Annotated in this window: 15 protein-coding genes and 2 tRNA genes; 13 read left to right on the forward strand and 4 right to left on the reverse strand. The window is 68.4% G+C overall.

Annotated features, from left to right (window positions below):
* Nucleotides 1-424 precede the first annotated feature (424 nt).
* The 8 genes from dnaN to OG858_RS23105 all read left to right on the forward strand — a co-directional run bounded on the left by dnaN (nt 425) and on the right by OG858_RS23105 (nt 10588).
* Nucleotides 425-1555, forward strand: a complete 1131-nt coding sequence (gene dnaN / locus OG858_RS23070) for a DNA polymerase III subunit beta (RefSeq protein ID WP_037689673.1) — start codon at nt 425-427, stop codon at nt 1553-1555.
* Between the two features lie 207 nt (nt 1556-1762).
* Nucleotides 1763-2638, forward strand: a complete 876-nt coding sequence (gnd, locus tag OG858_RS23075) for a phosphogluconate dehydrogenase (NAD(+)-dependent, decarboxylating) (protein WP_327724475.1) — start codon at nt 1763-1765, stop codon at nt 2636-2638.
* 105 nt (nt 2639-2743) lie between these two features.
* Nucleotides 2744-3868 carry a DNA replication/repair protein RecF gene (gene recF, locus OG858_RS23080; RefSeq protein WP_086747267.1) on the forward strand — a complete coding sequence of 375 codons (1125 nt, stop codon included), beginning with the start codon at nt 2744-2746 and terminating at the stop codon, nt 3866-3868.
* Nucleotides 3865-4398, forward strand: a complete 534-nt coding sequence (locus tag OG858_RS23085; RefSeq protein ID WP_179200866.1) for a DUF721 domain-containing protein — start codon at nt 3865-3867, stop codon at nt 4396-4398. Before recF ends, OG858_RS23085 begins: the two co-directional genes overlap by 4 nt.
* Before the next feature lie 395 nt (nt 4399-4793).
* Nucleotides 4794-6857: a DNA topoisomerase (ATP-hydrolyzing) subunit B gene (gyrB, locus tag OG858_RS23090; RefSeq protein WP_086747266.1), complete on the forward strand. Its 2064-nt coding sequence runs from the start codon at nt 4794-4796 to the stop codon at nt 6855-6857.
* A 42-nt stretch (nt 6858-6899) separates the two neighbouring features.
* Nucleotides 6900-9506 carry a DNA gyrase subunit A gene (gene gyrA, locus OG858_RS23095; RefSeq protein ID WP_037689683.1) on the forward strand — a complete coding sequence of 869 codons (2607 nt, stop codon included), beginning with the start codon at nt 6900-6902 and terminating at the stop codon, nt 9504-9506.
* Between the two features lie 18 nt (nt 9507-9524).
* The gene (locus OG858_RS23100) at nt 9525-10343 is read left to right on the forward strand and encodes a DUF3566 domain-containing protein (RefSeq protein WP_086747265.1); all 819 of its coding nucleotides are present in this window, start codon (nt 9525-9527) and stop codon (nt 10341-10343) included.
* Nucleotides 10344-10511: 168 nt separating this feature from the next.
* Nucleotides 10512-10588: transfer RNA gene (locus tag OG858_RS23105), tRNA-Ile, on the forward strand.
* A 489-nt stretch (nt 10589-11077) separates the two neighbouring features.
* On the opposite strand, the gene OG858_RS23110 is transcribed toward OG858_RS23105, so the two are convergent.
* Nucleotides 11078-11428: a DUF6344 domain-containing protein gene (locus OG858_RS23110; RefSeq protein ID WP_319068648.1), complete on the reverse strand. Its 351-nt coding sequence runs from the start codon at nt 11426-11428 to the stop codon at nt 11078-11080.
* Between the two features lie 418 nt (nt 11429-11846).
* Between OG858_RS23110 and OG858_RS23115 the strand changes: the two genes are divergently transcribed.
* Entirely contained in the window at nt 11847-11975 is a 129-nt protein-coding gene (locus tag OG858_RS23115; protein WP_003999697.1) for a DLW-39 family protein, read from the forward strand.
* 438 nt (nt 11976-12413) lie between these two features.
* The gene (locus OG858_RS23120; protein ID WP_328544517.1) at nt 12414-13883 is read left to right on the forward strand and encodes a hypothetical protein; all 1470 of its coding nucleotides are present in this window, start codon (nt 12414-12416) and stop codon (nt 13881-13883) included.
* Between the two features lie 346 nt (nt 13884-14229).
* Here the strand turns inward: OG858_RS23120 and OG858_RS23125 are convergent, their stop codons facing one another.
* Nucleotides 14230-16131 (reverse strand): serine/threonine-protein kinase, encoded by a 1902-nt coding sequence (locus tag OG858_RS23125; protein WP_328544516.1) that lies wholly within the window; start codon nt 16129-16131, stop codon nt 14230-14232.
* A 280-nt stretch (nt 16132-16411) separates the two neighbouring features.
* Entirely contained in the window at nt 16412-16960 is a 549-nt protein-coding gene (locus tag OG858_RS23130) for a helix-turn-helix domain-containing protein (RefSeq protein ID WP_037689714.1), read from the reverse strand.
* A 182-nt stretch (nt 16961-17142) separates the two neighbouring features.
* On the opposite strand from OG858_RS23130, the gene OG858_RS23135 reads away from it, so the two are divergent.
* Nucleotides 17143-17215: transfer RNA gene (locus OG858_RS23135), tRNA-Ala, on the forward strand.
* A 462-nt stretch (nt 17216-17677) separates the two neighbouring features.
* Here the strand turns inward: OG858_RS23135 and OG858_RS23140 are convergent.
* The gene (locus OG858_RS23140; protein ID WP_086750088.1) at nt 17678-18379 is read right to left on the reverse strand and encodes a DUF5324 family protein; all 702 of its coding nucleotides are present in this window, start codon (nt 18377-18379) and stop codon (nt 17678-17680) included.
* Between the two features lie 360 nt (nt 18380-18739).
* Between OG858_RS23140 and OG858_RS23145 the strand changes: the two genes are divergently transcribed.
* Both OG858_RS23145 and OG858_RS23150 read left to right on the forward strand, forming a co-directional pair.
* The gene (locus OG858_RS23145) at nt 18740-19273 is read left to right on the forward strand and encodes a peptidylprolyl isomerase (RefSeq protein WP_037689715.1); all 534 of its coding nucleotides are present in this window, start codon (nt 18740-18742) and stop codon (nt 19271-19273) included.
* Nucleotides 19274-19403: 130 nt separating this feature from the next.
* Nucleotides 19404-20303: a rhomboid family intramembrane serine protease gene (locus tag OG858_RS23150; protein WP_319068652.1), complete on the forward strand. Its 900-nt coding sequence runs from the start codon at nt 19404-19406 to the stop codon at nt 20301-20303.
* Nucleotides 20304-20531 lie beyond the last annotated feature (228 nt).

Here is a 20531-nt window from a genome sequence, read left to right on the forward strand (position 1 = left end):
GGGTAAGACGGGTAAACCTGGGGACGCCGTTGGGGAGAACTGCCCCGGGGCTGTGCACGGTGTGTGCAGAACTTTCCGTTCTCCACAGATACCCCTGGTTGTCCACCGCCTCCACCCACAGGCCCGGTGGACAAAATTTGCCGCCTGAGCTGCGAAAACGGGGTTATCCACGGTTTCCACAGCCCCTACTACTACTCCCAACTAGAGAGAGCTGGGAATCCGTTTCGAAGTGGGTCCTGTGCACAACTCGCTCTGGGCTGCCCGACCGCGCCTCATCACGACTTGACCCCGAGAGGCTCCGAGTGTCAGTGGTGTGCGTCAGACTGTTCCCGGTGTCCTTCCCCTCACAGGAACCAGCGACACCGAGACAGACGACGAAGCCAGGCAGGGCGAGAAGCGCCGGCAACAGCAGGAGGCGGCAACAGTGAAGATCCGGGTGGAACGCGACGTACTCGCGGAGGCAGTGGCCTGGGCGGCGCGCAGCCTCCCGGCCCGGCCGCCGGCGCCTGTTCTCGCCGGCCTCCTTCTGAAGGCCGAGGAAGGCCAGCTGAGCCTCTCCAGCTTCGACTACGAGGTCTCCGCTCGTGTGTCCGTGGAGGCGGAGGTCGACGAGGAGGGCACGGTGCTCGTCTCCGGCCGGCTTCTCGCCGACATCTGCCGCGCCCTCCCCAACCGCCCGGTGGAGATCTCCACAGACGGTGTACGGGCGACGGTGGTCTGCGGTTCCTCCCGGTTCACGCTCCACACACTGCCTGTGGAGGAGTACCCGTCCCTGCCGCAGATGCCGAACGCCACGGGCACCGTCCCCGGTGAGGTCTTCGCCTCCGCCGCCGCCCAGGTGGCCATCGCCGCCGGGCGTGACGACACGCTGCCCGTCCTCACCGGTGTCCGTATCGAGATCGAGGGCGACACGGTCACGCTGGCCTCCACCGACCGCTACCGCTTCGCGGTCCGCGAGTTCCTGTGGAAGCCGGAGAACCCCGAGGCGTCCGCTGTGGCCCTGGTGCCTGCCAAGACGCTCCTGGACACCGCCAAGGCCCTCACGAGCGGCGACAGCGTCATCCTGGCGCTCTCCGGCTCGGGCTCGGGTGAGGGTCTGATCGGTTTCGAGGGCGCGGGCCGTCGTACGACCACCAGGCTGCTGGAGGGCGACCTCCCGAAGTACCGCACGCTGTTCCCGACGGAGTTCAACAGCGTGGCCGTCATCGAGACGGCGCCCTTCGTCGAGGCCGTCAAGCGTGTCGCCCTGGTCGCCGAGCGGAACACCCCGGTGCGGCTGAGCTTCGAGCAGGGCGTGCTGATCCTGGAGGCCGGCTCCAGCGACGACGCACAGGCTGTGGAAAGGGTCGACGCCCAGCTGGAGGGCGACGACATCTCGATCGCCTTCAACCCCACCTTCCTGCTGGACGGCCTCAGCGCCATCGACTCCCCGGTCGCCCAGCTGTCGTTCACCACCTCCACCAAGCCTGCGCTGCTCAGCGGCAAGCCGGCCGTGGACGCCGAGGCGGACGAGGCCTACAAGTACCTGATCATGCCGGTGCGGCTCAGCGGCTGACCGGCCGGACGCCGCCGCGGCCGAGCCGCCAGAGGTGGTCCACAGCGCTGTGGGGCCCGGTGGAGCACCGGGCCCTCGGTGCGAAGCCGCAGGTCGGGGCGTACGAATGAGCGGGTATGCCCACAGGTGTGCGTGAGTGTGCGGGTTTAGGCTCGTGCGTGGGTACGCAGGTGCCCTCATGCCACGTCGCAACCTAAGGAACAACTGATGGAGCTCGGTCTCGTCGGCCTCGGCAAGATGGGCGGCAACATGCGCGAGCGGATGCGCCGCGCAGGTCACACCGTCATCGGATACGACCGGAACCCGGATCTCGCCGATGTCCACAGCCTCGAGGAGCTTGTGGGCAGGCTCAAGGGCCCGCGGGTCGTGTGGGTGATGGTCCCGGCCGGTGCAGCCACCCAGTCGACCGTCGACGAGCTGGCCGAACTGCTCCAGCCCGGTGACGTCGTCGTGGACGGCGGCAACTCCCGCTGGACGGACGACGAGAAGCATGCCGAGGAGCTGGCGGCCAAGGGCATCGGCTTCGTCGACTGCGGTGTCTCCGGCGGAGTCTGGGGTCTGGAGAACGGCTATGCGCTGATGTACGGCGGTGACGCGGAGAACGTCGCCAAGGTGCGGCCCGTCTTCGACGCGCTGAAGCCCGAGGGTGACCTCGGCGCGGTGCACGCCGGCAAGGTCGGTGCCGGGCACTTCGCGAAGATGGTCCACAACGGCATCGAGTACGCCATGATGCAGGCGTACGCCGAGGGTTGGGAGCTCCTGGAGAAGGTCCACTCGGTGACGGACGTCCGCGAGGTCTTCCGTTCCTGGCAGGACGGAACGGTCATCCGCTCCTGGCTGCTCGACCTGGCGGTGAACGCCCTGGACGAGGACGAACACCTGGACGGGCTGAAGGGCTACGCACAGGACTCGGGCGAGGGCCGCTGGACCGTGGAGGCCGCCATCGACCACGCCGTGCCGCTGCCGGCGATCACGGCCTCGCTCTTCGCGCGGTTCGCGTCGCGTCAGGAGGACTCTCCGCAGATGAAGATGGTCGCGGCGCTGCGGAACCAGTTCGGCGGCCACGCGGTCGAGAAGAAGTAGCCCACGGCACCGAAGGCAAGACCGAACACACGAAACCAGTCGACGAGAAGTCGTTCACAGGTCCGCACAGCGGTCCACAACCCTGGGGGAGGTCGGCACCCGACCATGCACGTCACGCATCTGTCGCTGGCCGACTTCCGCTCCTACGCCCGGGTCGAGGTCCCGCTCGACCCGGGCGTCACCGCGTTCGTGGGCCCCAACGGGCAGGGAAAGACGAACCTGGTCGAGGCGGTCGGCTATCTCGCGACCCTCGGCAGCCACCGGGTGTCGTCGGACGCGCCCCTGGTCCGCATGGGCGCCGACCGCGCGGTGATCCGGGCGCAGGTGCGGCAGGGCGAGCGACAGCAGCTCGTCGAGCTGGAGCTGAACCCCGGCAAGGCGAACCGGGCACGCGTCAACAGGTCGTCGCAGGTCAGGCCGCGTGATGTGCTCGGCATCGTGCGGACGGTGCTGTTCGCGCCGGAGGACCTCGCGCTGGTCAAGGGTGATCCCGGTGAACGGCGGCGCTTCCTCGACGAGTTGATCACCGCACGGGCCCCACGCATGGCGGGCGTGCGCTCCGACTACGAGCGGGTGCTCAAGCAGCGCAACACGCTCCTCAAGACGGCCGCGCTGGCCCGCAGGCATGGCGGCCGCACCATGGACCTGTCCACGCTCGACGTGTGGGACCAGCATCTCGCGCGCGTGGGCGCCGAGTTGCTCGCCCAGCGGCTGGACCTGGTCGCCGCGATCCAACCGCTCGCCGACAAGGCGTACGAGCAGCTGGCGCCTGGGGGCGGACCGGTGAGTCTGGACTACAAACCTTCCTCGCCCGGCATTGTCGGTCACGCGCGCGATGAGCTGTACGAGCAGCTGATGGCCGCCCTCGGCGAGAGCCGCAAGCAGGAGATCGAGCGGGGCGTCACCCTCGTAGGACCTCATCGGGACGATGTGAACCTCAGACTCGGCCAGCTCCCCGCCAAGGGATACGCCTCCCACGGCGAGTCCTGGTCGTACGCCCTGGCCCTGCGGCTCGCCTCGTACGATCTGCTGCGGGCCGAGGGGAACGAGCCGGTGCTGATCCTCGACGACGTCTTCGCCGAGTTGGACGCCCGCCGACGCGAGCGCCTGGCGGAGCTGGTCGCGCCGGGCGAGCAGGTGCTGGTCACGGCCGCGGTCGACGACGACGTACCGGGCGTACTGACAGGGACGCGGTATTCCGTGTCCGACGGGACGGTGGAGCGCGCATGAGCGGATCCGAGGGAACCCCTACGCCTCCCGAGCCCTCCGGTGTGGACCTCGCGCGCGTGGCGCTGCGCGCCGCGAAGGAGGCCGCACGCGCGCGTGGGGACGCCGCACAGCAGAAGAAGCAGGTGCGACGGGGTGCCGGTCTGCGCTCCGGCGCGCGTGCCGACGGCCGCGACCCGATGGCCCTCGGCTCCGCCATCAACCGGCTGATCACCGAACGCGGCTGGGAGACCCCGGCCGCCGTCGGCGGGGTCATGGGCCGCTGGCCGCAGATCGTCGGTGAGGATCTGGCGAGGAAGTGCGTACCGGAGCGGTACGACGAGGACGAGCGGGTCCTGCATGTGCGGTGCGACTCCACGGCGTGGGCGACGAACCTGCGGCTGCTCGCCCCGCAGCTGGTCGCCCGGCTCAACGAGGACCTGGGCCACGGCACCGTACGGCTGCTCAAGGTCCACGGCCCCAGTGGTTCCGCCCGTCGCTACGGGCCCCTGCGCGCCCCGGGGAGCACCGGGCCCGGCGACACCTACGGGTGACCGTAGTCACATTTCAGGGCGCCTCCGTGTCCATGACCGGGGGTCCTTCACTGCCCGGCGAACGACCGTGTGCTCCGGCGCGCACGGTCGCGTGCGGTTGCGAACGCCGACCTGACCCGGGAGTAGCAAAGGGTTCACAGCCGGAAGCTCTGAGTGCCGCTGTGAGCCTCTTGGAGCCCCGCTCCGCATATGGGGAGTCGGGAGAGACCGGTTCAGGGCGGCACATGCGGACTCAGGTACCGGCAAACCCCCATCACTGTCGGCGCTACCGGTAGACTGGAAGCTAATCCCGCCCCATTCGTGGGGACCGCTTCGGAAACTCTCTGCAACGCTGACAAAGGCTTTCACCGCAACATGCCGCAGCCGCTCCGGCAAACCCGCCTGGAGCCTGGTTTGTGCTGTGCCAGAAAGGGCGCTTCGTGGCCGATTCCGGCAACCCCAACGAGAACATCCCGTCCACCGGCGCCGGCGCCAACGGCGAGGTCACAGCCTCGTACGACGCCAGCGCCATCACCGTCCTCGAAGGGCTGGACGCGGTCCGCAAGCGGCCCGGCATGTACATCGGCTCGACCGGTGAGCGTGGTCTGCACCACCTGGTGCAGGAGGTCGTCGACAACTCGGTCGACGAGGCGCTGGCCGGTCACGCGGACACCATCGACGTGACGATCCTCGCCGACGGCGGTGTGCGCGTCATCGACAACGGCCGTGGCATCCCGGTGGGCATCGTTCCGTCCGAGGGCAAACCCGCCGTCGAGGTCGTGCTGACCGTGCTGCACGCGGGCGGCAAGTTCGGCGGCGGCGGCTACGCGGTCTCCGGCGGTCTGCACGGCGTCGGCGTCTCCGTCGTGAACGCCCTGTCCAGCAGGGTCGCCGTCGAGGTCAGGACCGACGGCTACCGCTGGACGCAGGACTACAAGCTGGGCGTCCCGACGGCTCCGCTGGCCCAGCACGAGGCGACGGACGAGCACGGCACGTCGGTCACCTTCTGGGCCGACGGCGACATCTTCGAGACCACCGAGTACTCCTTCGAGACGCTGTCGCGGCGCTTCCAGGAGATGGCGTTCCTCAACAAGGGGTTGACGATCAACCTCACTGACGAGCGCGAGGTGGCGAAGGCCACGACCGGTGCGGACGAGGCGGGTGCCGACGAGAAGGACGAGGTCAGGACCGTCTCGTACCACTACGAGGGCGGCATCGTCGACTTCGTGAAGCACCTCAACTCCCGCAAGGGAGACGTGGTGCACCCGACCGTCATCGACCTAGAGGCGGAGGACAAGGACAAGAGCCTGTCCCTCGAGGTCGCGATGCAGTGGAACACCGGTTACAGCGAGGGTGTGTACTCCTTCGCCAACATCATCCACACGCACGAGGGCGGTACGCACGAGGAGGGCTTCCGGGCCGCGCTGACTTCGCTGATCAACAAGTACGCGCGCGACAAGAAACTGCTCCGTGAGAAGGACGACAACCTCACGGGCGACGACATCCGCGAGGGTCTGACCGCGATCATCTCGGTCAAGCTCAGCGAGCCGCAGTTCGAGGGCCAGACGAAGACCAAGCTGGGCAACACGGAGGCGAAGACCTTCGTACAGAAGGCGGTCTACGAGCACCTCAACGACTGGCTGGACCGCAATCCGGTCGAGGCCTCGGACATCATCCGCAAGGGCATCCAGGCGGCCACCGCGCGCGTGGCGGCCCGTAAGGCCCGCGACCTCACGCGTCGCAAGGGTCTGCTGGAGACCGCGTCGCTGCCGGGCAAGCTGTCCGACTGCCAGTCGAACGATCCCATCAAGTGCGAGATCTTCATCGTCGAGGGTGACTCCGCCGGCGGTTCGGCCAAGTCCGGCCGCAATCCGCAGTACCAGGCGATCCTCCCGATCCGCGGCAAGATCCTGAACGTCGAGAAGGCGCGGATCGACAAGATCCTGCAGAACCAGGAGATCCAGGCGCTGATCTCGGCCTTCGGTACCGGGGTCCACGAGGACTTCGACATCGAGAAGCTGCGCTATCACAAGATCATCCTGATGGCGGACGCCGACGTCGACGGCCAGCACATCAACACCCTGTTGCTGACCTTCCTCTTCCGCTTCATGCGCCCGCTGGTCGAGGCCGGACACGTGTTCCTGTCCCGTCCCCCGCTGTACAAGATCAAGTGGGGTCGGGACGACTTCGAGTACGCGTACTCGGACCGTGAGCGCGACGCCCTGATCGAGCTGGGCCGGCAGAACGGCAAGCGGGTCCGCGAGGACTCGATCCAGCGCTTCAAGGGTCTCGGCGAGATGAACGCCGAGGAGCTGCGCATCACGACGATGGACCAGGAGCACCGGGTCCTCGGCCAGGTCACGCTCGACGACGCCGCGCAGGCCGACGACCTGTTCTCGGTCCTGATGGGCGAGGACGTCGAGGCGCGCCGCGCGTTCATCCAGCGCAATGCCAAGGACGTCCGCTTCCTCGACATCTGAGTCGGTCTCAGCTGACCGCACCAGAAAGGATCTTCACCAGCAATGACCGACGAGACACCTCTTCCCCCCACTGGTCCGAGCACTCCCGAAGAGGGCGAGGTCGCCCTGCGCGTCGAGCCCGTCGGGCTCGAGACCGAGATGCAGCGCTCGTATCTCGACTACGCGATGTCCGTCATCGTGTCGCGCGCGCTGCCCGACGTACGGGACGGTCTCAAGCCCGTCCACCGCCGGGTCCTGTACGCGATGTACGACGGTGGTTACCGCCCCGAGAAGGGCTTCTACAAGTGCGCCCGCGTCGTCGGTGACGTCATGGGCACCTACCACCCGCACGGCGACTCCTCGATCTACGACGCGCTGGTCCGTCTCGCGCAGCCGTGGTCGATGCGGATGCCGCTGGTGGACTCCAACGGCAACTTCGGTTCCCCGGGCAACGACCCGGCCGCGGCCATGCGGTACACCGAGTGCAAGCTGAAGCCGCTGTCCATGGAGATGGTCCGTGACATCGACGAGGAGACCGTCGACTTCACGGACAACTACGACGGCCGTAACCAGGAGCCGACGGTTCTGCCGGCGCGCTTCCCGAACCTGCTGATCAACGGCTCGGCGGGCATCGCGGTCGGTATGGCGACGAACATCCCGCCGCACAACCTCCGTGAGGTCGCGGCCGGTGCCCAGTGGTATCTGGAGAACCCCGAGGCCTCCCACGAGGAGCTGCTCGATGCCCTGATCGAGCGCATCAAGGGCCCGGATTTCCCCAGTGGTGCCCTGGTGGTGGGCCGCAAGGGCATCGAGGAGGCGTACCGCACGGGCCGTGGCTCCATCACGATGCGCGCGGTCGTCGACGTCGAGGAGATCCAGAACCGCCAGTGCCTGGTGGTCACCGAACTCCCCTACCAGGTCAACCCGGACAACCTCGCGCAGAAGATCGCCGACCTGGTGAAGGACGGCAAGATCGGCGGCATCGCGGACGTCCGCGACGAGACGTCCTCCCGTACGGGCCAGCGCCTGGTCATCGTCCTGAAGCGGGACGCGGTCGCCAAGGTCGTCCTGAACAACCTCTACAAGCACACCGACCTGCAGACGAACTTCGGCGCGAACATGCTGGCGCTGGTGGACGGCGTACCGAGGACCCTGTCCCTGGACGCCTTCATCCGTCACTGGGTGACGCACCAGATCGAGGTCATCGTCCGGCGTACGCGATTCAGGCTGCGCAAGGCCGAGGAGCGCGCGCACATCCTGCGTGGCCTCCTGAAGGCCCTGGACGCCATCGACGAGGTCATCGCGCTGATCCGGCGCAGTGACACCGTCGAGATCGCGCGTGAGGGCCTGATGGGCCTCCTGGAGATCGACGAGATCCAGGCCAACGCGATCCTCGAGATGCAGCTGCGACGCCTGGCGGCTCTGGAGCGTCAGAAGATCGTCGCCGAGCACGACGAGCTGCAGGCGAAGATCCGCGAGTACAACGCGATCCTCGCCTCGCCGGTGCGTCAGCGCGGCATCATCAGCGAGGAACTCGCCGCGATCGTCGAGAAGTTCGGCGACGACCGTCGCTCCAAGCTGGTCCCCTTCGACGGTGACATGTCCATCGAGGACCTGATCGCCGAAGAGGACATCGTCGTCACCATCTCGCGCGGCGGCTATGTCAAGCGGACCAAGACCGAGGACTACCGTTCGCAGAAGCGCGGCGGCAAGGGCGTACGCGGCACGAAGCTCAAGGAAGACGACATCGTCGACCACTTCTTCGTGTCGACCACGCACCACTGGCTGCTGTTCTTCACGAACAAGGGCCGTGTCTACCGGGCCAAGGCCTACGAGTTGCCGGACGCCGGACGTGACGCGCGTGGACAGCACGTCGCCAACCTGCTGGCCTTCCAGCCGGACGAGTCGATCGCCGAGATCCTCGCGATCCGCGACTACGAGGCCACGCCCTACCTGGTGCTCGCCACCAAGGGTGGTCTTGTGAAGAAGACGCCTCTGAAGGATTACGATTCGCCCCGTTCCGGCGGCGTCATCGCGATCAACCTTCGTGAGAAGGAGGACGGTTCCGATGACGAACTGATCGGAGCCGAACTCGTATCGGCCGAGGATGACATCCTTCTGATCAGCAAGAAGGCACAGTCGATCCGCTTCACGGCGACGGACGAGGCGCTGCGGCCCATGGGCCGTGCCACCTCGGGTGTCAAGGGCATGAGTTTCCGTGAGGGGGACGAGCTGCTCTCGATGAATGTTGTTCGACCCGGTACGTTCGTGTTCACTGCCACAGACGGCGGGTACGCGAAGCGGACCGGCGTCGACGAGTACCGCGTCCAGGGTCGCGGTGGCCTCGGTATCAAGGCCGCCAAGATCGTCGAGGACCGCGGTTCGCTCGTTGGCGCGCTGGTGGTCGAGGAGACCGACGAGATCCTCGCCATCACGCTGTCAGGCGGTGTGATTCGTACGCGAGTCAACGAGATCAGGGAAACCGGCCGTGACACCATGGGCGTCCAACTGATCAACCTGGGCAAGCGCGATGCCGTGGTCGGCATCGCTCGTAACGCCGAGGCAGGGCGGGAGGCGGAGGAGATCGACGGCGACGAGGCCGTTGACGAGACCGCCGAGGGTGCCGCGACGACCGGTACGGACGAGGGTGAGGCGCCCTCGTCCGAGTAGCACGAGGAGTGAGTCAGCGTGAGCGGAGCCACGGGCGCCGGATCGTCCGGTACTTCGGCCGGTAATTCGACCGGGTCGGAGGCGGATGGCGGCGGCCGTGGCTCCGCCGCGCGTGCGATGGACACGCACACGACCCAACTGAAAGCGATCAAGACGGGCGCGACCGATTCGGCTGCGCCCGCGCCCTCGCCCGAGAAGTCTGGATCCCAGGGGGGAACCGTGACGGACACCCGTGGTCCGCAGACCCAGCAGTCCGCGCCGGGCAGCCCGGCCGCGGCTGCGGGCGGGCCCGCCCGCCAGGCTCCGGCGCAGCCCCCGGCCCAGGCGGCTCAGTCCGGTGGTTCCGCGCTGCCCGGTGAGCGGCAGTCGCAGCAGCAGGCCGGCCCGTACCACCCGCCACAGGCCTACCAGCCGACGCCGGAGGGCTCGTCCCGCAAGCCGCGTACGGGAGCACGCACGACGCCTCGTACGCGCAAGGCGCGATTGCGGGTGGCCAAGGCCGATCCGTGGTCCGTGATGAAGGTCAGCTTCCTGCTCTCCATCGCTCTCGGCATCTGCACGGTCGTCGCGGCCGCGGTGCTGTGGATGGTCATGAACGCGATGGGTGTGTTCTCCTCAGTCGGCGCCACCATCTCCGAGGCCACCGGCTCCAACGAGTCCAACGGATTCGATCTGCAGTCGTTCCTGTCCTTGCCCAACGTGCTGATCTTCACCACGATCATCGCGGTCATCGACGTCGTCCTCGCGACCGCCCTCGCCACCCTCGGCGCCTTCATCTACAACCTGTCCGCAGGCTTCGTGGGCGGCATCGAGCTGACGCTCGCCGAGGACGAGTGAGCGCGGAGAGGATGTAGGGGACGGACTACGGGGACTGCGCCGAGCGCCGTCCCCGACAGGGCGCGCCACCGTGTCACGGTCCCCCTCCGGGTATCGATTTTGGGACTCCCCACGTCGTGCGCTAATCTTCAGGAGTCAGCGCGCGGGACACACACCGCAGAGCGCGGCGGGGCTATAGCTCAGTTGGTTAGAGCGCATCCCTGATAAGGATGAGGCCACAGGTTCAAATCCTGTTAGCCCCACCATCGCAAAGACCCCCAGCCGGTACCGGCTGGGGGTCTTTGTCATCTACGGCTGACATCGTGGCGGATTCCCCCGGCTCATCAGATGCTGTGTGCCGGACAAGAGGCGCAGCGACCACCTGGCAGGGATGCGCTTGATACCGACTTCAGCGGCCGGCACCCACAGCAGTGAACAGGGGCGGACCTGGAGGGTTCGCCACGACCGCCGCTGAGCCGCCCACCCGGCGAATCGCAGGGCCCAGAAGCCGCCATGATCTGATCGACCTGGTAGGTATCAGGTCACGGGCTCGAATCCTGTAGGCCCATCGGTAGGAACGCCCTCGACCGATAGCGATCGAGGGCGTTCGTCGTTCACGGCGGAGGCCGGCGGGGCGCGCATGCAGGAACCCCCGGCCATCCCGGCCGGGGGTTCCTGTTGTTCTGTGGGGCTGTACTACGGGCGTCGTACGCAAGATCGCCACGATGGTTGTGCGGGATACTGCCCGGTCCGAATCAGCGCTGGAGGGGTGCGGCGGGCTGCTCGGCTCGCGGGTGAGGGGGCTCCAGGGCGGCGCCGTCAATGGCCGCCGTGTCCAAGGGCGTGCGGTGGCGGCACGAGGGTGAGGAGCCGTGGGCCTCGGCGCGGATGCGTTGCTTCATCGTGGGGGGCAGGGCGCGATCGTGAGGCCGGGCCGGAGAAGTCATCGCCGCCGGTGTCGTCGTGGGGACCGCGCAGTTGCGGGTGCTCTCGGTCTGCGGTACCGCGGCCGACGCCGTGGTCGTGATCAGTCCGAGCGCCGTGCACAGGGTCAGGACGGCGGTGACGATGGCGGTCCACAACTTCATGACCGTGTTCTGGGCCATGGCCCCTCACTTTCGGGTTGGGCGATTTGCGTACTTTCCTCATGATGTGTATGGGGGCTCCGAAATCACGGACCGACGCCCATGGCGCGTGGATCTTCGGATGAACACCACTCGGATGGGCGCAAGGGGCTCGGAAGGCCCCAGGGGCCCCGCAGGCGCCCGCAGGTGCCTGCCGACGGCTGCGGGAATGCGCAGGGCAGTGGGTGCGGCGGACGGGGTGCGGCCTCCGGGGCCCGTCGCGTGTGCGAGATGTGGGGGACCTGTGTGATGAGCCTGCGATCGGAACAATGGCATCCGGTTCTACTGCGGTCTTCCCGGCGGGAGTTGAGGGGGCGACGCAGGTCACCGATCGGTATCGGTCGGTGTGTATAGTCGGGCGCCAGAGGTCCCCTACGTCAAGGAAAGACGAGGTCGCGCGGTGAAGAAGCTTCTCCTGGTCGCACTGGCCGCCATCGGCGGGCTCCTCGTGTACCGCCAGATCCAGGCGGATCGCGCCGAGCAGGACCTGTGGACGGAGGCAACTGACTCCGTGCCCACGGGTTCGTGAACATCGACATCAGTCTCAGAGCAGACCCCGGCCGCGCCAGCGGTCGGGGTTTTGTGTCGCTCGGGCACGCAGTCCACGTCATTCCGGATATTCAGGCGTATACCCCTGGTCCGAGATTCGCCTTGGCAAACGATTTGGTTGCCTCGGTAAAAGCGGCGGTCTGTGTAGGGGCCGTTTTCGGCCGCTCCTTCCCAGGAACGCGGGCACCGGCGCGCAGGGCCCGGCAGGATGGGCGCGTTCAGGGCCGTGGCTTCCGGGAAGCCGCTGCGTAACCACGACCGCTGGGCGGGGTCTGCCGGCATGTATCCGGGCATCGCTGCCTGGCTTCTCCCCGGGCCTTCTTCCGGGCTTCGACTTCGGAGCCGCGACTTCGGGTCTTACGACGAGGGGTGGCGCTTGATGGGGCGGCGCACGGTCTGGTGGCGAACTGCGGCAGCCATGGCTACGGCCCTGTGCGCGACGACGGCGTCGATCGGACCCGCCGCGGCGGCTGACGCGCCCACTCCTTACTCCTACGCCGAAGACGCTAGGACGGTGGAGGGCGCCACGAGCAGCACGGGAGCCGTGCGGCTGGCGGCCGGCAGGACATACCGGAGCTCCATCGGCCCGGGCGGCAAGCTCTACTACCGCCTCGATCTCGGTGCCGCCGCCAACGCGTACGTCTCGGCCACAGCCGTACCCGGTGCCGGAGCGGAGGTAGCCTCCGCCGACGGCGTCCGGGTGTCCCTGCAGGACGCCGACGCACATCGCTGCTCCTACGAGACCGCCCGCTTCGGCCCGACCCGCAGTGCGCACCCCGTCACCGCCTGGGCCTCGCGTGAGATCGGCAGCGACGAGTACATGTGTCAGGAGGCAGGGGCGTACTACGTCGTCGTGGAACGGGTCGGCTCGGCCGTGGGAACCGGTACGGGGGCGAGTGCGGGTTCGGCTACCGGCTCGGTGTCGGGTTCGCCCTCGGAGGGCTCGTCGGAGGAGTGGGGGCTGGAGATCGGCTTCGTGTCGGAGCCCGCTGTGACGACGGGCGGTTCGACGAGTGCCCCCGAGAGCTGGAACTCCGCTCCGCCCGAAGGCCTGTCGGGTGACCCCGAGCTCCGTCGCGGTGGGAGCGGCTTCGCGACGGCGAGTCCCGTGACGCAGGGCGTCTGGCAGGACGAGGCCGGGATCAGAGCCGGGGAGACGCTCTTCTACAGGGTGCCGGTCGGCTGGGGGCAGCAGCTGTACGCCACCGCCGAACTGGGCAGCACCACCGACGGCGACGGGTACGTGGGGAACGCGTTCGTCATGTCGCTCTACAACCCCGTACGTGGCTTCGTGGACGACAGGACCGCCAGCTACGGGGGCGAGCAACGGTCCACCGCCCTGGACCCGCTCCCGCCAGTCGCGTACGAGAACCGCTTCTCCCTCGACGACGAAGTGAGCGGGATGCGGTTCGCCGGCTGGTACTACCTGGCACTGCACGTCGGGACGTCGGTCGCCGACCGGTATGGCGAGAAGCCTCTCGGGTTGACCCTGCGGGTGCGGCTGGAGGGAAAGGCCGGGGCCGGGCCGGGGTATCTGGGTGACTCCGAGCCGAGTGGGGTCTTCGAGGTCACCGCGGAGGATCAGGAGGCCGCGGAGGGCGGGACCACAGGAGACACGCTGGACGGAGCGGGGGACAGCGACGGTGGAGGAGGCACGGAGACTTCCGGCGGTGGAGAGGGTTCCGGGAAATCCGGGGGCACCGGGGACCGGCGTCTCGCCATGACGGTCGTCGCGGCGGGCGGCATCGGCACGGGGAGCCTGCTGGTGTTCGGGCTCGTGATGTGGACTCTCGTGGCGCGCAGGAGGGCGTCCGCCGGTGCGCAGGCGGAGCGGACGAAGGCGGGCACGGCTCCGCGGGGGCGGCATGGGGTGTCCCGGGGGTGGTAGGACGATCAAGCTGCGGATCGACCGGGTAGGGCGGGGGCGGACGCGTGGGCGCCGGTCCCGGAGCAAGCTGGTAGCAGGTACTGGCCGCTCGGCTCCTGGCCGCCCGGCGCCCGGCCTCCCGGTCGTCGCCTTGTGGTGCTTGTCGTGGCTGGGGAACAGTGACGGCCGGGCGCTGGCGGCGGACCTGGGCGGGCGGCGGTTGTGACGGTGCCGCGGCTGACTCAGCGGGGCGGCGCCGTCGTCGGTATGACGCGGATTCGGCCGGAGAGGGGTGGGTCGACATCGCTCAATGTCGTTTTGTATCCGCGGCTATCAGCCAGTATCAGCCGGTGTGTCCGGGAGGGATTCAGAGTTGGCCCAGTGCCCAGAACCCCACCGCGAAACAGGCCAGTGCCAGCAGAAGGACCGGAAGGACCACCTTGACGGGCGGGCCCGGACGGCGTCGGCGAAGCGCCCGCGATCGACGTGGAACCTGTGGCGGGCGAGCGGTGTATGAACCAGTAGAGGCGTAAGCGTGCTGTTGCACCGCCGCGGTCGGGGCCTGGGAGAGGCCCAACGGCGGGTGTGACTGGGGGGAGGGCACATGCGCGGGTTCGGGGTGTTGCGCTGGGGCAGCTTGGACGGGCGTCGCGGTGGGGGGAGTGGCCTGCTGCTCGGTTTGGTGCTCGGGGTAGCCAGGTTTGGGGGTGTGCTGTTGCTCCGCCTGCCGCGACGGTGCGTGGGCGGCGATCATCTGGGGCGGCGGCAGATGGAAGCTGCCGGTGTCCGACATCGTGGACGGCCGCGGCGGCACGGGGTCGCGTTCGGGCCGAGGGGGTACGGCGGTGGAGGGCGACTCGGGCGCCACGTGACCGGTATGCGGCGAAGAGGCCGAAGATGCCGAGGGGGCGGAATCGTGAGACCACTGCCCGGTGCCGCTGGAGCCGGTGCGGGGCGGGGCGGTGGTGGGCATGGGCGGCGGAGATATGGAGCCCGTGTGCGGGGGCTGGGGTACGGAGCCTGTGGACGGTGCGGGTAGCGCGGTGCCTGGGCCGGACTGGGGCGGCGGGCCCGGGGGCGGCGGGCTGTATGCCGGCGGATTGTGAGGCGGCGGCGGTGTCGTCTCCGCGCCGGACGGTGAGGCGACCCCCATGACCGGCCCTGAGGACGAGGGTGAGGACGCAGACAGGGAGGGCGGTGAAGCAGCGGAGGGGGAAGAGGCGGAAGCCGAGGGAACGGTAGGACCCGAAGGAGATGAAGGGGCGTGCCGGCCGGGCGAGTCGGAAAAAACGTCCGTGCCTGGGCCGGGGGCCGGCGAGAACGCGGCGCCAGTGCCTGTTCCGCTGGTGCCCGTGCCTGTCCCGGTCTTGTCCAGCCCCGATGCCCTCTGCAGGGGTCCTTCGGGGGCGAAGCCCTTGGGGAGCGGGCCGAGTTGGTCGAATACCTCCACCAACTCGTCGTCGGGCCCTGGGGCGGGCAGGAGCTCCCTGGCCGCGCCAAGAGCCTTGCGGGCGCCCGTGGCCGTGCGGAAGCGGGAGTTGGGGTCGGGCTGGAGCAGTGTGGCGATGACCTGCCACAGAGGCTCGGGGATGCCTCGAGGGGCGTTCGGGGTGCCGTGCGCGGCGAAGTGCTCGATGAGGGCCTTGGCGTCGGGTTTCGCGCCCTCCAGGAGGTACAGGGCGACGAGGCCCACCGCGAAGAGGTCTGCCGGGAAGTCCGGGTCGGCGCCCAGCATCTGCTCGGGAGCGAAGTAACCCGGCGTTCCCACCACGTAGTTGGTCTCGGTCAGGCGGGGCTCGCCCAGACGCATGGCGATGCCGAAGTCGGACAGGCGCAGGCGGGGCCGCGCCGTGCCGGTGGCCTCCAGCAGCACGTTGGCGGGCTTGATGTCGCGGTGGATGACGCCCTCGGCGTGCACGGCGGCAAGACCGGACAGCAGTTGGTCGAGCAGGCCACAGACGTAGGCGGGCGGAAGGGGACCGTAGTCGTTGACGAGGTTGACCAGGGAGCCTCCGGCCACCAGGTCCATGGTGAACAGGACCTTGTCGTCGTCGGCAGCCCAGCTGGCGGGCGCGAGCACATGGGGATGGTCGATCCGCACGGCCTGCTCGCGGACGAAGCGCAGCAGGGCGTGCGCGTCACGCTGTTGCAGGACCTTGGCGGCCACATAGCGGCGGCGGCGGTGGTCCCAGGTGCGCCAGACCGCGCCGACTCCCCCGCGCCCGATCGGGTCGACCAGTTCGTACCGGCCGGCGAAGACCTCACCCATGGTTGTGCGTCGTTCCCCCTTCGGCTCCCCCCTTGGCTGCCCGTCGGCGGAGGACACGGCGCTCGTGCCGTCCTCCGCGGAACCGGCTCGCACGTGTCCGGCTGCCCCCGGAGCTTGCTTCTCGCCTCTGTCCCCCTGCCACTCTGTTCTGCTGCACTTGTCGGCTCTCCTGGAGCCTACGTCCACGTCTTCGTGCTCTCGAGGGGCCTACAGACCCCTCGTCGACCTCATCGGCCTCGGCCCGGCCGCCGAACCCCCTTCCGGGGACCGGGCCTTGGGCTCAGTTCTGGTGGGACTGGTAGTGCGCCACCGCGTCCGAGGTGCGGCCCGCGCCGTACACCCGGAGGAACTCTGCCAGTTCCGGGTGGGTCGGGGCGAGAGTGTCCGCCGCGTCGATGATGTCGCCCGCCGCCGCCACCGAGCGAAGCAGCGACTGGATCTCGCGGACGACCCGCTTGACCGTGGGCGCTCCCGAACTCGTCGTCGACTGCGTGGTGTTGCTGAGCACTGATCCCCCCTGTGACTTCTTGATCTCGTCCATGCGCTCGGTCGCTTCGGCGGCGCTCACGCTGCCGTCCGCGACCTGACCCGCCAGGTCCTGCAGCAACTGCACCCGCTGGACCACTGCCGGGTTGCCGATCTTGGCACGCTGACCACTCATCAGCTGCGACAGCATCGGTGCGGACAGGCCCAGCACCCCCGCGAGACGAGCCTGGTTGAGACCCAGGTCCTCGATGAGCCTACGGAAGAGCGCCCCCAGCGGCTCTCCGTACCAGTTCCGCTGCAGCTCCCGGGCTCTTGCGGTCGCTTCCTGCTGTGCGGCGTCCATTGCGTCTCCCCATCGCTTCCCCAAATACCGTGGTTCGCTGTAGCGAACCACGACGAGCATCTTACGGAGAGTGGTCGTTCACGGGGACCCCTAATCTTTTTGCGAGATCCCGGGGGTGACCCGGTACTCTGGTCTGCGAAGCCTCCCGGTGGTCGGTTGTTCCGGGTGGACGCTTCCCTTTCGGGGCCTTAGCTCAGTTGGTAGAGCGCTGTCTTTGCATGGCAGATGTCAGGGGTTCGACTCCCCTAGGCTCCACAGCGGATTGGCCGGGCCGGATGTCTCAGGACATCCGGCCCGGCCTTTTTCCTGCCTTCGGTTCCCGGTCGCCGATGGGGCCCCGGATGGGGGCTCGTCGCGATCGCTATCTGTGCACTCCGTGCAGAGAGGGCCGCTGGGACGGGGTGACGGTCGCTGGCGCGCGTCGGCGTACGCATATGCGAAAACGGTGCTCTGTGTCACAAGGGTGCGCGGCGGAATGTGTGCATCACCCTTCGCAACCGGATCAATACATTCCGGGGTGCCGTGTTCCCTGCCCTGGAGGGTGGGACGTTTCACGTGAAACAGCCCTGTGGGGCAGAAGACCTGCAAGTCTTCTGCCCCACAGGGCTGTTGAAAGGTGTCCTGCCGAACGTGCCTCCGGGCACGCGAGGCCGAGCCGGAAGAGAGTTCGTCACGGCGCGGCAGCAGCCGCGAAAAAAATACCTCGGCTGCCGGTCCTCAGCGGTGGTCGTCGCGGTCGGCGGCCTCCTCCTCGGCCTGCTTGGCCTGGACCTCGGGGTCGAGGGCGGACTGGCCGCTGCCGTCGACGGAGGACAGGCGACCGGGGTCGGAGACCTCGGTGGCGGCGGGAGGCTCGACCAGCCAGTCGGGGTTGGCCTGCTTGTCCCACCACTTCCAGGCGGCGAAGGCGCCGCCCGCCAGGACGCCCAGCACGGCCAGGCCCTTGACGGCGCTACCGAGCCTCGCGCGGCGCTGCTGCCTGCGGACCAGCTTCTGGATCTGCTGGGGCGAGACCTGTCCGCGCAGGGCGGCCAGCGCCGCGACACTGCGGGCGGTGGCCTCCTCGCGGACGGGGCCGGCGGCGGCCACGGCCTGTTCGATGCGGGGACGGGAGTAGTCGGCGGCCTGGCGGGCCGCCTTGCGGGTGCGGACGGCGGCTTCATGGGCCGCGTAGTCGACCTTCGGCGGCACATGCGTGCGGGCCTGCTCCAGGCGCGGGACGACAAGGGCGCCGTACTGGACGCGTGCCTGTTCCGCAGCCTGTGACACCTTCGGCGCGATCAGTACGCGTGCCTCGTGCGCGTAGTGCGAGGCCTTGTCCTTTGCCGTGTCGGCGTAGGGCGCCACCACTTCCGCGGCGTGCAGCACGCTGTCCTTGGCCGAGCCGGTCGCGGCGCGCACGCTGTCGATGCGGGTCACGGGATCCTCCTCCTCGGTGGCGTACGTCATTCGACTTTCCACCCTTTTGGGGATCATGCCTCCCGGAGTGATCCGGGGCATGTGCGGGCGGGCATCCGGGTCATGGGCACCGACTCCGGCTGATCATCGAGCAAGAGCCGCTCTGAACCGGTCATGTGCAATAGAGGATGAATACGGGACAACGGGAACTTGTCCCCGACAGTGCCGACAATGCCACGGATCGCCGCGAAGCGCGCCGGTAAAGGGGGTACTCGACCGGTTTTCCGCGCACCCGCCGTACAAGAGGGTGGGCGTCGGGGGACGGACGGCGTCGTCCGTGCGAGGATCGGGGGAGTCACAGAGGACAACGGAAGGCAGATCGTGGCAGAGCAGCTGTACGCCACCCTGAAGACGAACCACGGCGACATCGAGGTGCGGCTGCTGCCGAACCACGCGCCCAAGACGGTCCGTAACTTCGTCGAGCTCGCCCAGGGCGAGCGTGAGTGGACCAATCCGGCCACCGGCCAGAAGTCCACTGACAAGCTCTACGACGGCACGGTCTTCCACCGGGTGATCAGTGGATTCATGATCCAGGGCGGTGACCCGCTGGGGAACGGCACCGGTGGTCCCGGCTACCAGTTCGCGGACGAGTTCCACCCGGACCTCGGCTTCGACAAGCCCTACCTGCTGGCCATGGCCAACGCCGGTCCGGGCACCAACGGCTCGCAGTTCTTCATCACCGTCTCGCCGACGGCGTGGCTGACCCGCAAGCACACCATCTTCGGTGAGGTGGTCGACGCGGCCAGCCAGAAGATCGTGGACGCCATCGCCGGTGCCCAGACCAACCCGCGCACCGACCGCCCGGTCAACGACGTCGTCATCGAGTCGGTCGTCGTCGAGACCCGCCAGGGCTGAGCCCGCCGGGGTTCACCGTGCGAGGGCCGGACCCGAAAGGTTCACAAGGTCCCGAAGGGAACCAATCGCCCCGCCCATCCGTAAGGATGGGCGGGGCGATTGGTTCCGCACAGGAGATGGAGGGGACCCGATGGACCAGGTGCCGAGCGGCTCGCAGGACGCGCAGAGACTGCCCACCTGCTACCGGCACCCGGACCGCGAGACGGGTATCCGCTGTACCCGATGCGAGCGCCCCATCTGTCCCGAGTGCATGGTGAGCGCCTCCGTGGGCTTTCAGTGCCCCGAATGCGTCCGCGGCGGCTCCGGCACGGGCCACGCGCCCTCCGCCTCCGCCCCGCGCACCCTCGCGGGCGGCACGGTCACAGCCGACCCCCGGCTCCTCACCAAGATCCTGATCGGCGTGAACCTGCTGCTCTTCCTGGTGCAGATGTCGGCGGGCGACACGTTCACGGACCGGTTCAGCCTCATCGGGCGGGCCTGGGTCCCGGAACTGGGCTCCTCGCTCCAAGGCGTCGCCGAGGGCCAGTGGTACCGGCTGGTGACATCGATGTTCCTGCACAGCAGCAGCAGCGTCACACACATCGTGTTCAACATGCTCAGCCTGTGGTGGATCGGCGGTCCTCTGGAGGCGGCCCTCGGCCGTGCCCGCTATCTGGCGCTCTACTTCGTCTCCGGCCTCGCGGGCAGCGCGCTCACCTACCTGCTCGCCGAGCAGAACCAACCGTCGCTCGGCGCCTCCGGCGCCATCTTCGGCCTCTTCGGCGCGACCGGCGTCCTCATGCGCCGCCTCAACTACGACATGCGTCCGTTGATCATCCTGCTGGTGATCAACCTGATCTTCACCTTCAGCCCGATGTTCAACATCGCCTGGGAAGCCCACGTCGGCGGTCTCGTCGCCGGTGTCCTGATCGGCTACGCGATGGTGCACGCACCGCGTGAGCGGCGGGCGCTGATCCAGTACGGCGTGTGTGCTCTGGTACTGGCCGCCGTGGTGGTCATGACGCTGCTCAGGACCGCGCAGCTGACCTGAGGTGATGTCGGGCCTTCACCGGTCAGGCCCTTCGTCGGCACTGTTACAGCACTGTTGTCCACAGACCGTGGCGGATCTTGTGCATAGAGTTCGGGAACAGGTGTGCCCCCTGTCGCTCACCTGCGTTCTCGCAGGTCAGGCAGGGGGCGAACATGCTTGCGGATGCCGGTAGGTCAGTCATACCGGCGTCAACGCCCGGTGAGTTATCCACAGATGGTCGTTCTTTTT

It is taken from the genome of Streptomyces europaeiscabiei (assembly GCF_036346855.1).
GTDB classification, from domain to species: Bacteria; Actinomycetota; Actinomycetes; order Streptomycetales; family Streptomycetaceae; genus Streptomyces; species Streptomyces europaeiscabiei.

Coding starts and splice junctions, on each gene's coding strand:
- gnd (WP_327724475.1), top strand. CDS start 1,763: ATGGAGCTCGGTCTCGTCGGCCTCGGCAAGATGGGCGGCAACATGCGC.
- recF (WP_086747267.1), top strand. CDS start 2,744: ATGCACGTCACGCATCTGTCGCTGGCCGACTTCCGCTCCTACGCCCGG.
- OG858_RS23085 (WP_179200866.1), top strand. CDS start 3,865: ATGAGCGGATCCGAGGGAACCCCTACGCCTCCCGAGCCCTCCGGTGTG.
- gyrA (WP_037689683.1), top strand. CDS start 6,900: ATGACCGACGAGACACCTCTTCCCCCCACTGGTCCGAGCACTCCCGAA.
- OG858_RS23110 (WP_319068648.1), bottom strand. CDS start 11,428: ATGGCCCAGAACACGGTCATGAAGTTGTGGACCGCCATCGTCACCGCC.
- OG858_RS23120 (WP_328544517.1), top strand. CDS start 12,414: ATGGCTACGGCCCTGTGCGCGACGACGGCGTCGATCGGACCCGCCGCG.
- OG858_RS23125 (WP_328544516.1), bottom strand. CDS start 16,131: ATGGGTGAGGTCTTCGCCGGCCGGTACGAACTGGTCGACCCGATCGGG.
- OG858_RS23130 (WP_037689714.1), bottom strand. CDS start 16,960: ATGGACGCCGCACAGCAGGAAGCGACCGCAAGAGCCCGGGAGCTGCAG.
- OG858_RS23150 (WP_319068652.1), top strand. CDS start 19,404: ATGGACCAGGTGCCGAGCGGCTCGCAGGACGCGCAGAGACTGCCCACC.